This is a genomic window from Nostoc sp. FACHB-133 (assembly GCF_014698055.1).
In the GTDB taxonomy this organism is placed as follows: Bacteria; Cyanobacteriota; Cyanobacteriia; order Cyanobacteriales; family Nostocaceae; genus Nostoc.
Window position 1 is genome coordinate 66942 of sequence record NZ_JACJSH010000024.1, and the last position, 13354, is coordinate 80295.

Sequence of the window (13354 nt, forward strand, 5' to 3'; positions counted from 1 at the left end):
TGAGGATGTCATGACTCAATACGATTATGTGGTGATCGGTGCTGGTTCAGCAGGCTGTGTTGTTGCCAATCGTTTGACAGAAGATGGTGAAACAACCGTGTTGTTACTCGAAGCAGGCAATCCGGCAACTAAACCAGAGATCCAAATCCCTGTAGCTTGGCCAAGCTTGCTAGGAACGGAGGTTGATTGGGCTTACTGGAGTGAACCAGAACAACACCTCAATGGGCGGAAAATTTTGTGTTCGCGTGGCAAAGTCACTGGCGGCTCTAGTTCACTCAACGCCATGATATACATTCGAGGCAATCGCCACGATTTCGACTGTTGGCAAGAACTCGGCAATTCCGGCTGGAGTTACGAAGAGGTATTGCCTTACTTCAAGAAATCAGAAAACCAGCAGCGAGGCGCGTCCGAATTTCACGGTGTTGATGGAGCCTTGAGCGTTACTAATCCGCTCGCGCCTGCTGTCATGTCAGAGCAATTTATCGAAGCAGCAGAGCAACTTGGCTACGGCCGCAATCCCGATTTTAATGGCGCACAACAAGAAGGTGCGGGATTATATCAATTAACTATCAAAAATGGTAAGCGACACAGTGCCGCCGCCGCATTTCTTGTGCCGATTCTTACTCGTCCTAATTTAACTGTTCAAACTGGTTCATTAGTGACTCGACTATTGTTTAAGGGAACTCGCACGGTTGGGGTAGAATATCTGCACCAAGGAACGCTGCAACAAGTTTATGTCAATCAGGAAGTGATTTTGTCGGCGGGTGTATTCGATTCTCCCAAACTGCTGATGCTTTCTGGAATTGGGAATGCAGCGCATCTGCGATCGCTCGACATTCCTGTGGTTGCTGATTTACCTGGTGTAGGTGAGAACTTGCACGATCATCCATTGGTTGCTGTTGGCTACAAGTCTACCCAAGCGCTACCCGTGATCGCACCTACCAGTAATATAGTCGAAGCTGGGCTATTTCTGCATAGCGGTAAAAGTAACGAAGTTGCACCAGACTTACAGTTCCTCTTTAGCCCGGCTCTGTTGTCTCCAACCCTTACCCATGACGTTTCGGGAGCCACATTGGTTGCTTGCCTAATCAAACCTCAAAGTCATGGTACTGTGACGTTGCGTTCAACAAATCCGCTCGATCCAGCTGTTGTTCAAGCGAACTATCTTCAGTGTGACACTGATTTACAAGTGCTGGTAGAAGGTATTAAAATTGCCCGTCAACTTGCTCATTCTGCTGCCTTTAATCAAGTATTAGGAGAGGAAGTGGCTCCCGGTAAAGATATAAGCAGTGATGAAGCGATCGCTGCTTACATTCGACAAACGGCTAATACCTATTGGCATCCTGTGGGTACGTGTAAAATGGGTAACGATGTACTGGCGGTGGTTAATGCTCAACTCCGAGTTCACGGAATTGAAGGATTGCGCGTTGTCGATGCCTCTGTAATGCCAACTATTCCATCAGGAAATACGAACGCATCTACGATCATGATTGGTGAAAAGGCAGCCGACTTAATTAGAGCCGCAGGCTACACATTTCAAAGCAAGAGTGCCAAGGTGAATTAACGCTTTTGCAAGCCTTTTTACTATTCCAGTCCAACATGAATGGCACAGCATAATTGCTCTTGCCAGCTGTTTGTGCTGCCATTCGGAAAGCATTGGTAGCAGGGTTGACTATTAATCAAAGCAAATACAACTACAAAAAGAACTAGGAGTCAGAAAATGAGACGTAAGTTTTTGAATTTAACAAGTATCTTGGGTAGTGTAGTTATTAGCATACTGAGCTTAACTATAGCTTATAAGTATGCTCAAGCTGGCTCTAGTAGTTATCCAAAAACTTGTCGGAATGAAAGGATATTTTATATTAATGGTACTAATACTACTAAATTGTCTGCTGTTTGTATCAATGTAAAAGGTCTACCTTTTACAAGTGAGATTGACTTACTAGGAATCACTAATAAAAATGGAAAGCTAATACAAAATCCCTTGGTTGGAACAACTTCTTTTTTTACAACCTGTACCGCTATAAACGTAACTTATGGGGTACTATCAGCTTATTGTAAAAACTTAAACGGCAAATATCTATCTAACGCTATTCGGTTGGAGGAAATTTCAAATTACGATGGGCATTTACACTATGAGATAAATAAAGTTATCGATGAAACAGCTTCCAAGATTGGGCATGGTCATGCCTATCCTAAGCACGGCAATGAATTCGCTACTCTTAGTAGTAGCCCAACACAGGGTGTTATGACAAAAATTGCTAAAGATATCCTCAATTCCAAGGCAAAAAATGCACAGTCAAAACCTTTTGGACAGGGGAAAAGAGCCTTCTGGGGAGTCATAAGTCCGTCTCATTATTTACCCGGTACTAGTTCTAACAAAGGCACTGTAGTTATTGTTGATCCAGCTAATCCAGACACAGGTACAATGTTTGTACCTTCAAATGGATTGCAATACTACAATAACTTAAGGTAAGAAGCAAATTTATTTAACTCAGTAAAAAGACCGAGCTTGTTGAGCTAAATAATTTATCTACTTCATTGCATCAATGATTTTCCCTATTTGGAAAAGTAACTCCTCCACATTTGCCCTTGACGCACCTATTCGAGTCGAAAACTCGTTTATATCTAATCCGTTGCATACCTCATTTAAAGCATTGTTTATAATTACCACTTCTTCTTGACTCAAACGAATGGTGGTTATCTCTTGTTCTACCTGCTCTATCTGCATAAAGTTGCATTTCTTAGGTGTATGGACAGTATCTCTTAGAGGATGATGTACTTTTAATTTTAAGCTGTCGAGTAGCGATCGCAATCTATTCTTGGCTTGATTAGCTTACTCTAACGCATCAATGCCACACAGCCTAACTTGCATTTGGTGGTCATCTGTTTGGCGCATATATTTGCACCAGATCGGATGGATAGGTTATTTTAACCCACATTCCGCAGGTTAGTTTCAAAATTTTGGTATTTTCTATAAACTAGTTCTGACAACAGTTTCGGGTATTGAACCTATATTCTGCACTCTGCGATCGCAACTCTGGCTTATTGCCCTGCCGTAAGTACTCTTTAATTAAAGAATGCTTAATATCAAGCATTTTGCTATACAATATTTTTAGCTTGAGATATTTTTTGCTAACTGTGCTTAACTGTCTAACATATATTTCTTAACTGTCTTAACTGTCCTTGCATTCTCCTGAAAATTGTGAAATATTAAAACCATGAAGTGCGCTCTTGATAGACTTTAAGCCACTTCCATTCTTCACATTTATCAAGCTAAACGCTTTAAGCGGACGGCTATATGTGCTGCTGTAATAGTAATTACGCACTAGACTGACTGATGTCTTGAGGCGAAAACTGCTGTGCGGGCGACCGTTGTTTTTTGCATTGACACGAATGGAAAAGCCTTACTCATGTTCAAAATCTAGTAATTTGAAGGGTTGGATTCATCACAATCATAAGCCTTACCACAGGAACATCTCCCAGAGACTTGACCTGCTGCCAGTTGTCCAGTCCCAGATAGTCGCGGGCGATCGCCTCTTGCTTCTGTCGTGAGCAGTTGAGAGACAAAAACAAATGAAAATTTTTGAAACCACATTGCGGGACGGAGAACAAGCGGCGTTTATTCATCTTGAACCCAGGCAGAAAGCTGATATTGCAGCCTCACTGGAAGCGATGGGTGTCGATATAATTGATGCTGGATTTCCCGCCGCCTCGAAGCTTGATTGGGAGGGTGCTTATGCAATAGCTGATGCAACCAACTTTGTCCAGTTAAGCGTATTGGCTAGACATATACCAAAGGACATTAAAGCAGCCTACAGTGCGGTAAAACATCATATAGACCGCACTAGATTGGCGACATGGGTTATGCCATACGAATTATACACTCGCCATGCTTTTGACTCCGACATCCACAGAAGGATCATTAATTCATCACGCAAGGCAGTGAGCTATGGGCGAGATATTTTTCCGGCTGTACAGTATTATCTGGTTTACAGTGGTAACCGAGACAAGTATTTTCTGAGTGAATTGGCTTGCGAAGTAGCGGATGCTGGTGCCACATGCATAGCAATTGCGGATAGTCAGAGTACTATGAATGCAAATAGTCTCGCATCTTTGGTGAGTTTCATTAAAGAGAGCTTACCGATAGGTGTTGACATATCTATTCATTGTCATAATAATATGGGGCTTGCCTTTGCCAATACTGTGGCAGCGATTAATGCTGGTGTCAATCAGGTGGAAGCAACTATTGGAGGAATAGGTGATGCTGGTGGAAATACACCACTTGAACAGATTTTGGCATACGCCAGTTATTTTGAAAAAGATAATCCTTTATTTGAATGTGGCTGCCGTCTTGACAGCCTTTACAAGATTGCCTTTGATCTGAGCAAGCTGACTGGTTTCCAGTTTGCATCAAATCAACCGTTTGTTGGACTAGATACTTTTAGTGTTGAAACAGGCATACACCATTCACTTGCTCAAAACATTCAAAACACCACATTTGATCCGAAAGTTATTGGCCGTAATATTAAGTCTACCGTTGGAAGACATAGTGGACTTACTGGACTCTGTGACAAACTGCAAGAGATTGGTGTAGACACCTCGTCCATAAATTTTCATATTCTTTACTCAAAAGTCATGGAAGCGGCAGAGACAGAAGGTACAGTCTGTAACGATACACTACTCCGTTTAGTCAAGGAGATGTAATACATTGGATGTCACTGTTATTAAATATGGGGATGAAGCACTTCCAGAAATCAAACGGCACCTTAGCCAAGGACAGCCTGTTGTCTTACCCAACCCTTCTCCCTTGCCGTATATGGTAGTGGCTGTTTCTCCAGTCATAATCAATAGACTGAAATGTAGATCGGTCGATCAAAATGTAGCTTCTTTTATCGGAAGGTTCGAGACTGTCAAACAATATTTCAATCTCGACCAATACGGTATGGAAATAGCTGAAAAATGCCTCTTTGAAAAGAAAATGACTGTGCTGTGTCCAGTCAAGAACGATATTGAGGTGCCGGCATTCCTTCTACCCTCTCTTAAAAACAATCATATTCTGTTGTTTGCTACTCATTTGGCTGGATTACAGCAGTTATGCCTTCAATTTCCTTCACTGTATGTCAGCAGCGGGAACGTGACAACGATGGAGCCACAGCAATTTTGTACAGATGTGCAAGCCCAGTTCAAGGAATTTGGAAACACTGAATTCAGATTGCTTCTAGTCGATGGAGATCATTTACGAGACAGACATCAACACCACGGCTCAACAACAATGGTAGCGATCTCGCCTACTGGCAACTTTTCTGTTAAGCGCAAAGACATACAGCAGCTACACCCCCTAGGAGAAACGCACCTTATTTACTAATAAAAACTAAGAGAGATTTCAAAATGATATAGATAATTGTAAAAATTGATGGAATGATAAATAAAACAAATGAAGTATTTCTGATAAATATGAATTAACTTATCTGCGGCTGAATGATTATTTATTGATGCTAAAACGACTCAAGATTTGAGTTTGTAAAAGTAGTTTGTCTAGAGGAAAAGTGAGATTTTTCCTAAAAGTCTAAATTCAAGTTTTGAGATATTAGTTTATGCTAACGCTAAAACTCTTGATAAATAATTGTTATCCAACCCAGTGAGAAACTGTTTATTTTTTATTCCACGTTTGACACGCTTCTCCTTACCTAAAACATTAACTGCAATATGTCTGAGAATTGCAAAATTCTCTGGAGCATTATCTTTTCCCCTACGACAGTCATCTTCTCATAAAGCAACATCTAATATTCATTGTAGTGAGTTCTCGATTCCCCAATGACAATCAACGACCTATTGCCGTACAAATTCCTATCGCTGAATTTTAAAAGATTGAAGAAATTATTGAGGATTATGGTTTAGCAAAACCCATAGAAGAAGTAGAAGAAGAAAAACCATTATCAAAAGATGAAGCACTACAATATTATTAATCACTAAAAGAAGAAAATGTGGCAAGTTGAATATACCAAAAGATTCTTGAAAAAATTACCTGTTGCTTCAACTATTGCCTCACTAATACACATTTATGGACTTCTACACAACAGTTTTGCGAAAGAGTGCGGGTTATTGGGTTGCTTTATGCTTAGAAAATGAACTAGTAGGACAAGGGATAAATTAAGAAGCAGCAATCAAGCAACTTAATGAAGCGATCGCATCTTTTTTGGAAGTCTATAAAATAGAATCTGATATTTACTATACTTCAGTCAGTATAAAATAATTACATGAGTTTTTGGCAGTGGAAAATACTAGATCCATCTGATAAATCCATACTTTGAATCAAAGTACTCGCCTTTAACTACACATTGTATACTGAGTTAAATGTATATTCTGAAACATAATTTTTCCTGTAATCAAAGATAAATACTTGCTCTCCTCACAAGTTCCTCAAATTCTTTTGCTATATATATAAATATGGGCCGAAAACCTTTAAGAATATTTAAATTCAAAAATCGCTAAACATAGTTGAGGGATTAGTCATTTTTGATAATCCAGCATTTGGAAATCTGAAACAGTAAAGACCAATTACCAATGAACTAGGAGGTCTATTATGGTGTTTAAAAAGATTTTAGTTGCATTAGATCGCTCGGAAATAGGGCAACAAGTTTTTGAAGAAGCATTGAGTTTAGCAAAGTTAACACAAGCTAGCTTAATGTTAGTCCATGTCCTATCTCCAGAAGAAGAGGGTAGCCCTTATGTACCTATGATGTCTAATTTTGACTACTATCCAGGATTGACTAGTCAAAGCTTTGAGTTATACCAAAAGCAGTGGGATACCTTTAAAAATTTGGGAATCCAGATGTTGCAATCTTTCTCTGCCCAAGCTAATACAGCAGGTGTAAATACAGAATTTACACAAAATGTTGGTAATCCTGGGAGGATTATTTGTGACTTAGCCCATAGTTATGGCGCTGACCTAATTGTTATGGGGCGGCGGGGTCATTCTGGGCTAATGGAACTATTTCTCGGTAGTGTAAGTAACTACGTTCTTCACCATGCTTCTTGTTCGGTTCATGTTGTGCATCTTTCATCTGCTGTTAAAAAAGATGAAGTTGTCAAAGAAACTACAAGTACTTTAAGCGTTAACTAACTACTACTTTGTCAAACTAGTTTTGAGGGTTTGTAGTAAGGACTTTAGTGTTTAGAAAAGAAGGACTAAAGTCCTTACTACGAACTTGCTTACCATCAATTTAAACTTGACAGACTACTAATATTGCATAAATCATAGCCAGCCAAATTCAGAATTTGGTTTGTTCTCAACTACCCAATTACCTCAATTAATGGCCTCTATAGAGTCAAATTGCTACAGACTATCCTTAACTGCACGGTATTAGGCTAAAATTGAGCGTAGGCGTAGCCCATCCTAGACATCGCTTTTTCAGTGAAAAAGGAAAAGTCCTCTACCCAAAATTAGAGTTGAGAGCAAAAAGTGGATCTATGAAAGAAGATACCATTGAGATCGCTGGTTTTCATGCTCATGTTTACTTCGATGCTGCGAGTCGGGGTGTCGCTGCGCGTGTACGTGAAGGATTGGGCGCTAGATTTGACGTGCAACTCGGACGCTGGTTTGACAAGCCTATTGGGCCCCACCCAAAAGGGATGTATCAAGTTGCTTTCTCACCGAATCAGTTTGATAAAGTCGTTCCTTGGTTAATGCTTAATCGTGAGGGATTAGATATTCTCGTCCACCCTGAGACAGGCGATGCTGTCTCAGACCACGCGATTTATTCTCTCTGGTTAGGAGAAAAGTTAGATTTGAATATTGAGTTTCTTCGACAGCTTAGTTCGACTTCATCCAATTAAAGGAAGTAGCACTTTGTTGGGTAAAAGTTATGGACTGAAGCGTGAAACTTGATTATGAGGACTAAAGTCCCCACTAGAAACTTTAGATTTGCGATCGCCTACCTCCAACACCATACTGAATACTAAAAGGGATTAGCCTCTGTCACCACTTCTGGCAGTGGAATAAACTCTGTCTCTTCTGAAACGTTAGCAAAGCGGCAATCTTGCCAATCGGCTTTTGCTTGCTCTATCCGCTCTGGCCGGCTAGAAACAAAATTCCACCATTTGTAGCGTGTACCCAATGGTTCACCACCAATAACAATACACCGAGCAGGAGCAGCAGCAGAAACCCTGATTTCATCGACTGGTTCTAGGATCGCAAGGCGATATGGCTCTAACGGTTGCTCATTAATGCTTAAACCTTCTGTGACGCTGTATACTGCCCTCTCTGAATAACCAGTGGGGATAGTAAAGTGAGCATTGGCAGACAGTATCACATCTAAATAGAGAATAGGTGAGAAAACTTTGACTGGTGAGGTGTACCCAAGTGCAACTCCTGCAATAAGTTTGATGATAGCGCCATTCTCTTCCCAGGTAGGAAGGGTTTGGGCAGGATAGTGAGTGAAGCTTGGATCGATTTCTTCGTATTCTACAGGCAAGGCGACCCAGGTTTGAATGCCATGAACGGTGCTTTCTTTTTGACGATCAATGTCTGGCGATCGCTCCGAATGTACAATCCCTTTTCCCGCCGTCATCCAGTTTACAGCACCCTGTTGAATTTCCTGCACAGTGCCTAAACTATCGCGGTGCATTAAAGCACCATCAAATAGGTAAGTTACGGTGGCAAGATTGATATGCGGATGTGGTCGGACATCGATACCTTTGTTGGGTGGCAAAACAGACGGGCCAACATGATCAAAGAAGATAAACGGCCCAACCATTTGACGATGAAGATATGGCAAACTGCGGCGGGCAACAAACCCACCCAAATCTTTAACTTCAGGTTCAATCAGTTGAAGTATTGCCATAAGTGATGGGGGGTAATTGGTAAATGCTGGAATCATTATAAGTAGATCCACCAGAAAAAAGCTAACCTTTATGAGTTATTTGTTTGTGCGATCGCTTCTAGCGGGCGCTTCGCATCATCGCTCCTCTTCGGTCAGGAGTCAGAATGGGCTAAACCTTAGCTATCCGCTAACAGAATGAATAATTACTGCTGTGGAAAAAGCAGGCTTCAAATTGGTGGGAAAATCAGAAATTAACGCCAACCCAAAAGATACTAAAGACTATCCGGGCGGAGTCTGGACACTACCTCCAACCTTGAGCCAAGGTCAAAAGGATAGGGAACGCTTCGTTACTATTGGAGAGAGCGATCGCATGACCCTAAAGTTTATCAAACCCAAAGCCTCGTAAAGAAGGCAGACGACATTATTCCAACTGAGTCTTTTACTTCAGACAAAGGCGATCGCACTGATGACTGTATTCAAGCGCACATATAGCGTTTTGTAAGGAAGCTTCTCGTAGAGAAAAGAGAAAAAATCGAAGCTGCCATGAAATAACAACTCAACTTAATAGTACCCTCAAGGGTACTATTAAATACATTTTTTAGTTGATATCGTAGCTTTGAAGTACAGCGATGGAGGCAATCTTTTCTTTAACTAGCATTAAAAATTACAGGTTCAACAAAATAACCAGTTTCAAGCGTAATTACAGCCACAAATCTTGAGAATAAGTGGCTCTAGCTTTTATTCCAGGTACAAATTATTTTTATCAGCTTCAGCACTCAATATTTGTGCTTTGAATATATGAAGCTATGCGAATACATTACTTATGTCAATAATTTATCTCCTAACACATTTAAGTCTTGCCTTGATCGAATGGGTGTTAATAGGCTGGGCAATTCGTCTGTGGCGACAATCAACCAGCTTTGCAATGATGGTGTTGCCTATAGTGCTATTGAGCATTAGCTATGACAATCTCATTCTTTCAATAGGAAGTCTGATTGGTGCAGGAGAGCTTTTGAAAACTCTCAGTATGCTGCGCTTTCTATTACATTATTTAGTTGTACCTCTATTCATTGTGATTGGTGTTGAACTCGCTCACCGCGCTGGAGCTGGTTGGGCCAATAGAGTAGTGCGGATTTTATCTGCGATCCTTGCATTGGGACTTGCAACGATAGATATTGCCACCCATTATATAGGGCTGGAACTAGTTCCAATAGAGTTTGCGGGAATTCTACGCTATCATGTTGCCAACTTGAGTGGCCCGCCAATTATCACGATTGTAGTTAATATATTTGTCCTACTAATTGGCATTGGTATTTGGTTCCGACTGAAATTGCCTTGGTTATTTTTAGGAACATTGCTTTCCTTTTTTGGTAATGCTTTGCCATCAGATATAGTAGGTACACTTGCTGGTAGTGCATCTGAATTTGTCATGGCTATAGGTTTACTGTTAACGGAGGAGTTTTCCCAAAAAACGAAACAAAAAAGTATAAGGGAAAGTCTGTTGATAAACAGGTAAATTATGAAAAAAGTAATTATTATCTGTGGTGGAATTGGCAGTGCTACAACTGCGCTTGCCCTGAGTCGTGCTGGTTTTGAACCTGTTGTATTTAATGAGGTTAAATGTGTAAATATTATTTACATTTAATCTAATTTCATTCATTGGCTATTAATGCAGTTCGCTACAATAAAATATAGTTTTTCTCTCTGAAATCTGAAAGAAATCTAACATTTTATATGATTATGCGCCTTCCCATAATTGCTATCACCTTTCTGGTTGCCAGTCTTACTACAGGTACACTTTTGAGTGTTGCTGCTCCAGCTTCAGCTCAGGAAATAATAACTTGTTCAAGCCAGAATAATCGAAGGAATACTTGTTCGATAAATACAAGAGGCAGAGTGAGGCTTATTAGGCAATTGTCTAACGCCAGTTGTAGAGGAAATTGGGGCTATGGAAGAAATCGTATTTGGGTGAAAAATGGTTGTCGAGCTGAGTTTTCAGTTGGCGGTCGTAGAAACGGCAGATATGACAGAAACGACAGATATGACAGATATAACAGATAGTCAACTAGGTATTTCATCAACATATAGTACTCATATTTGATTGCGTGAAAAAGCTCCGTACAATTCAAAAAGCCTTCTTTACTATTGCCTTCCCACGCAAGTAAATATGGCTACGCTACACTGCGCGAACAAAAATCAAATCCAGACTTTTTCTCCATAAAAAAGCCCAGTCATCTTTTAACTGGGCTTTTAGCTATCTCAATCAATTATTGGGGATAAAGTAGTTTTGTCAACATCAATTAAACAGAAGTTTGCTCTAGATTAACCTTGACAACTTTGTTCTTTTCTCGCTCGGACTTGGGTAGTGTCAAATTCAAAATACCGTTTTTATAATCTGCGGTGACATTAGTATTTTGAATCCGAGCAGATAGAGGAATTACACGTTGGAATTTACCATAGTAGAATTCACTCTTGGTAGTGCCATTGTTTTGGGTTTTGGTTTCAGACTTGCGTTCACCGCTAATGTGAACAGCGTCTTCTGTAACTTGAATATCTAGGTCTTTAGCTTCCAGTCCTGGCAGTTCTAGCTTCAGATAAATTGCATCATCAGTTTCTTGTAGTTCAGCAGCCGGAACTTTGACAGAGCCTTTTTCAAACTGTGTAGATGGGACTCTAGTGTCTCCTAATAGACCGTTGATGTAACTTTCTAAAGTGTTCAAATCTTGTGCAGAGTTGTAACGAAATAACATATTAATTTATCCCTTGTATCAGTACTAAGTAGTTTTTGGCTAAACCAACTTTGGATTTAAATCCTTGCTTTGATTTCCATAATATTGAGAAATAACAAGCTTGTAAATTCGGTTATTATCACCAAAGAATGGATGATTCCCGCACCATATTAGGCGGCAAAAAAGATATTACGGGTTACTCGCCTTTCTCGGTTCGGTAAACCGAATAATAGCTGTTAAAGGGGATTTGCTTTAACACTAAGCTTTACTTTCTTCTACCCAAACGGTTGTCCCAGCGCTCCCACTTTTCTTTATTGAACGGACTGCGCCACTTTAAAACTAAGTTCAATTTAAATTCTTGTGGATTACTAGCAGCTAGTGGTGGTGAAATTTCCCTTGGTGGTGAAAAAGGAAATCTGCGTAGTCGTGACTTACGGCGACGTATCGGTTAGGGGTTGGTTTAGATGTGCTGTGGTTGAATGTTCTAGCATTGCTTGGTTTTGCCGTTGTTTTATTAACTATTAGTGTTCATAAGTTTCGGAGTCAGTTAAGTTAAACTGTACTATCTCATTAATTCTGACAACATCTGCTCAAGAATATCTTCCATAATTTCTTCGTCTAAGGAGTGTGGAGTTGGTGGGCCACCGAGAAATTCTTTGATAGTGATCTTCTGCTCTCTAAAGTCCTTGACAAAATCGCGGATTTTAGAAATAACATTCATTTGAGATTCTATTGTTTTTAGCATCAAAGACATAGAGTCAATGCCTTTTTTGGCAGCTTTACGAAAATCAATTACCATAGCTCCTTCTGGAGTATTTTTTACTAAACGTAGTTCCAGTTTCAAATTTTCATATTGAGTGAGGAGAATTTGACTTTGCTGTTTTATAGTTCGACATTTGCGAGTTAAATCATCCTCGTTATTAAGATCAATAACTTCTCCCACCTGCTGAATTCGCTCAATTTCTAAAAGTCTTGCCAAATCTCCTTCTTGGTAAGCTTTATTAATTGATTTCATGATTTCTGTATGATATATCTGTGTCTCGCTGTCTCTTGTCTTATCAGGGTGAAAGATTTCAGCTAATCTGAGAAATGTTTCCCGAATTTTTCTCTTATCCTCTGTTCTAGCTACAGAGGGAGATTCTACAGACTGTTGTGCTTGCCAATATTGATGACTACCTTCAGTCCCTTCCTCTGAGAAATCTGATTCGGATTCGAAATTATTAAATAGTTCGTTTAACTCTGTATTGAATTGTTTGCGATTCGCGATTCGCGTTTGGACTAATAATCCCTGTCAACTGGAGTTCAAGGTAAACTGCCTCTATATTTTTGATGGTTTGCTTCCCAAACTTTCTAGTGGTAAAAATTTCATCAAATAGAGCATGAATATCTCGGTCTAACTCAGCCATTTTTTGAAAGTGGGGACTAGCTTGATGAAATATTTCTGTGGCAAAAGTTCGCATTTGCTCGACAAAATTGTTCAATTCCGTTCGCTTTCTTTTAATCTGTTTAAGTAGCGATTTATGTTCTGCTTCTAAAAACTCCAAGCGGATATGTAATTGAGAGAGGGCTAATGGAGTTACTTCAGTTGATTGTAATGGAAGTGATTTTTTGCGAGCCATGAAACACGTTTGTAAGTTTAAGGTTTAAAATGTAATTGCCAAAGTTGTTTCGTCAATGCGAAAAGAACATATCTAGTGATAATACATGAACTATGGATACTTTTTTTGTCAAGAATTACTGTAATGGACATAGGCCACATCATCTATATTGTTACTATCGGGAAGCGCACTATGCGAGAAA

The 13354-nt window shown here is 39.9% G+C and carries 16 protein-coding genes and 2 pseudogenes; 12 read left to right on the plus strand and 6 right to left on the minus strand.

Going from position 1 to position 13354, the window contains the following annotated elements; translation table 11 throughout:
- The first annotated feature begins 10 nt into the window (after positions 1–10).
- Both H6G86_RS20195 and H6G86_RS20200 read left to right on the plus strand, forming a co-directional pair.
- The gene (locus H6G86_RS20195; RefSeq protein ID WP_190935795.1) at positions 11–1564 is read left to right on the plus strand and encodes a GMC family oxidoreductase; all 1554 of its coding nucleotides are present in this window, start codon (positions 11–13) and stop codon (positions 1562–1564) included.
- Positions 1565–1720: 156 nt separating this feature from the next.
- Complete coding sequence (locus H6G86_RS20200; RefSeq protein ID WP_190935796.1) at positions 1721–2476, plus strand: CVNH domain-containing protein; 756 nt, start codon at positions 1721–1723, stop codon at positions 2474–2476.
- A 57-nt stretch (positions 2477–2533) separates the two neighbouring features.
- Here H6G86_RS20200 and H6G86_RS20205 read toward each other — a convergent pair whose 3' ends face one another.
- Positions 2534–2731 (minus strand): hypothetical protein, encoded by a 198-nt coding sequence (locus H6G86_RS20205; protein ID WP_190935797.1) that lies wholly within the window; start codon positions 2729–2731, stop codon positions 2534–2536.
- Positions 2732–3417: 686 nt separating this feature from the next.
- The gene (locus tag H6G86_RS20210) at positions 3418–3570 is read right to left on the minus strand and encodes a hypothetical protein (protein WP_190935798.1); all 153 of its coding nucleotides are present in this window, start codon (positions 3568–3570) and stop codon (positions 3418–3420) included.
- Between the two features lie 6 nt (positions 3571–3576).
- Between H6G86_RS20210 and H6G86_RS20215 the strand changes: the two genes are divergently transcribed.
- A complete protein-coding gene (locus tag H6G86_RS20215; protein ID WP_277883647.1) occupies positions 3577–4707 on the plus strand; it encodes a LeuA family protein in 1131 nt (376 codons plus the stop codon).
- A gap of 4 nt (positions 4708–4711) precedes the next feature.
- Entirely contained in the window at positions 4712–5368 is a 657-nt protein-coding gene (locus H6G86_RS20220; RefSeq protein ID WP_190935800.1) for a hypothetical protein, read from the plus strand.
- A gap of 227 nt (positions 5369–5595) precedes the next feature.
- On the opposite strand, the pseudogene H6G86_RS38760 reads toward H6G86_RS20220, so the two are convergent.
- Positions 5596–5829 (minus strand): annotated as a pseudogene (locus H6G86_RS38760) (transposase); the annotation flags it as partial.
- A gap of 50 nt (positions 5830–5879) precedes the next feature.
- Between H6G86_RS38760 and H6G86_RS39595 the strand changes: the two are divergent.
- The 3 genes from H6G86_RS39595 (at position 5880) to H6G86_RS20235 (ending at position 7839) form a co-directional block, all read left to right on the plus strand.
- Positions 5880–5969 carry a RelB antitoxin-like protein gene (locus tag H6G86_RS39595; protein ID WP_313931249.1) on the plus strand — a complete coding sequence of 30 codons (90 nt, stop codon included), beginning with the start codon at positions 5880–5882 and terminating at the stop codon, positions 5967–5969.
- A gap of 620 nt (positions 5970–6589) precedes the next feature.
- Positions 6590–7126, plus strand: coding sequence for a universal stress protein (locus H6G86_RS20230; RefSeq protein ID WP_190935834.1), 537 nt, complete (start codon positions 6590–6592; stop codon positions 7124–7126).
- A gap of 347 nt (positions 7127–7473) precedes the next feature.
- Positions 7474–7839: a DOPA 4,5-dioxygenase family protein gene (locus tag H6G86_RS20235; RefSeq protein ID WP_190935801.1), complete on the plus strand. Its 366-nt coding sequence runs from the start codon at positions 7474–7476 to the stop codon at positions 7837–7839.
- Positions 7840–7961: 122 nt separating this feature from the next.
- On the opposite strand, the gene H6G86_RS20240 is transcribed toward H6G86_RS20235, so the two are convergent.
- A complete protein-coding gene (locus H6G86_RS20240; protein WP_190935802.1) occupies positions 7962–8846 on the minus strand; it encodes a pirin family protein in 885 nt (294 codons plus the stop codon).
- A gap of 190 nt (positions 8847–9036) precedes the next feature.
- Here H6G86_RS20240 and H6G86_RS20245 point away from each other — a divergent pair, with 190 nt between their 5' ends.
- From H6G86_RS20245 to H6G86_RS40010, 4 genes are all read left to right on the plus strand, one after another.
- Complete coding sequence (locus H6G86_RS20245) at positions 9037–9231, plus strand: class I SAM-dependent methyltransferase (protein ID WP_199338360.1); 195 nt, start codon at positions 9037–9039, stop codon at positions 9229–9231.
- A gap of 417 nt (positions 9232–9648) precedes the next feature.
- Positions 9649–10341 (plus strand): hypothetical protein, encoded by a 693-nt coding sequence (locus tag H6G86_RS20250; RefSeq protein WP_190935803.1) that lies wholly within the window; start codon positions 9649–9651, stop codon positions 10339–10341.
- Positions 10342–10344: 3 nt separating this feature from the next.
- Positions 10345–10470, plus strand: a complete 126-nt coding sequence (locus H6G86_RS39600; RefSeq protein WP_277883648.1) for a hypothetical protein — start codon at positions 10345–10347, stop codon at positions 10468–10470.
- 95 nt (positions 10471–10565) lie between these two features.
- Positions 10566–10886, plus strand: coding sequence for a DUF3011 domain-containing protein (locus tag H6G86_RS40010; protein ID WP_190935835.1), 321 nt, complete (start codon positions 10566–10568; stop codon positions 10884–10886).
- A gap of 239 nt (positions 10887–11125) precedes the next feature.
- On the opposite strand, the gene H6G86_RS20260 is transcribed toward H6G86_RS40010, so the two are convergent.
- Positions 11126–11575 (minus strand): Hsp20/alpha crystallin family protein, encoded by a 450-nt coding sequence (locus H6G86_RS20260; RefSeq protein ID WP_190935804.1) that lies wholly within the window; start codon positions 11573–11575, stop codon positions 11126–11128.
- Positions 11576–11841: 266 nt separating this feature from the next.
- On the opposite strand from H6G86_RS20260, the gene H6G86_RS20265 reads away from it, so the two are divergent.
- Complete coding sequence (locus tag H6G86_RS20265; RefSeq protein WP_206758442.1) at positions 11842–12006, plus strand: hypothetical protein; 165 nt, start codon at positions 11842–11844, stop codon at positions 12004–12006.
- A gap of 110 nt (positions 12007–12116) precedes the next feature.
- Here H6G86_RS20265 and H6G86_RS40185 read toward each other — a convergent pair.
- A pseudogene (locus H6G86_RS40185) lies at positions 12117–13173 on the minus strand (J domain-containing protein).
- Positions 13174–13354 lie beyond the last annotated feature (181 nt).

Bases quoted from the DNA above. Each gene is read 5' to 3' on its own strand.
- H6G86_RS20195 (WP_190935795.1), top strand. From the start codon at position 11: ATGACTCAATACGATTATGTGGTGATCGGTGCTGGTTCAGCAGGCTGT.
- H6G86_RS20200 (WP_190935796.1), top strand. From the start codon at position 1,721: ATGAGACGTAAGTTTTTGAATTTAACAAGTATCTTGGGTAGTGTAGTT.
- H6G86_RS20205 (WP_190935797.1), bottom strand. From the start codon at position 2,731: ATGCAGATAGAGCAGGTAGAACAAGAGATAACCACCATTCGTTTGAGT.
- H6G86_RS20215 (WP_277883647.1), top strand. From the start codon at position 3,577: ATGAAAATTTTTGAAACCACATTGCGGGACGGAGAACAAGCGGCGTTT.
- H6G86_RS20235 (WP_190935801.1), top strand. From the start codon at position 7,474: ATGAAAGAAGATACCATTGAGATCGCTGGTTTTCATGCTCATGTTTAC.
- H6G86_RS20240 (WP_190935802.1), bottom strand. From the start codon at position 8,846: ATGGCAATACTTCAACTGATTGAACCTGAAGTTAAAGATTTGGGTGGG.
- H6G86_RS20250 (WP_190935803.1), top strand. From the start codon at position 9,649: ATGTCAATAATTTATCTCCTAACACATTTAAGTCTTGCCTTGATCGAA.
- H6G86_RS39600 (WP_277883648.1), top strand. From the start codon at position 10,345: ATGAAAAAAGTAATTATTATCTGTGGTGGAATTGGCAGTGCTACAACT.
- H6G86_RS40010 (WP_190935835.1), top strand. From the start codon at position 10,566: ATGCGCCTTCCCATAATTGCTATCACCTTTCTGGTTGCCAGTCTTACT.
- H6G86_RS20260 (WP_190935804.1), bottom strand. From the start codon at position 11,575: ATGTTATTTCGTTACAACTCTGCACAAGATTTGAACACTTTAGAAAGT.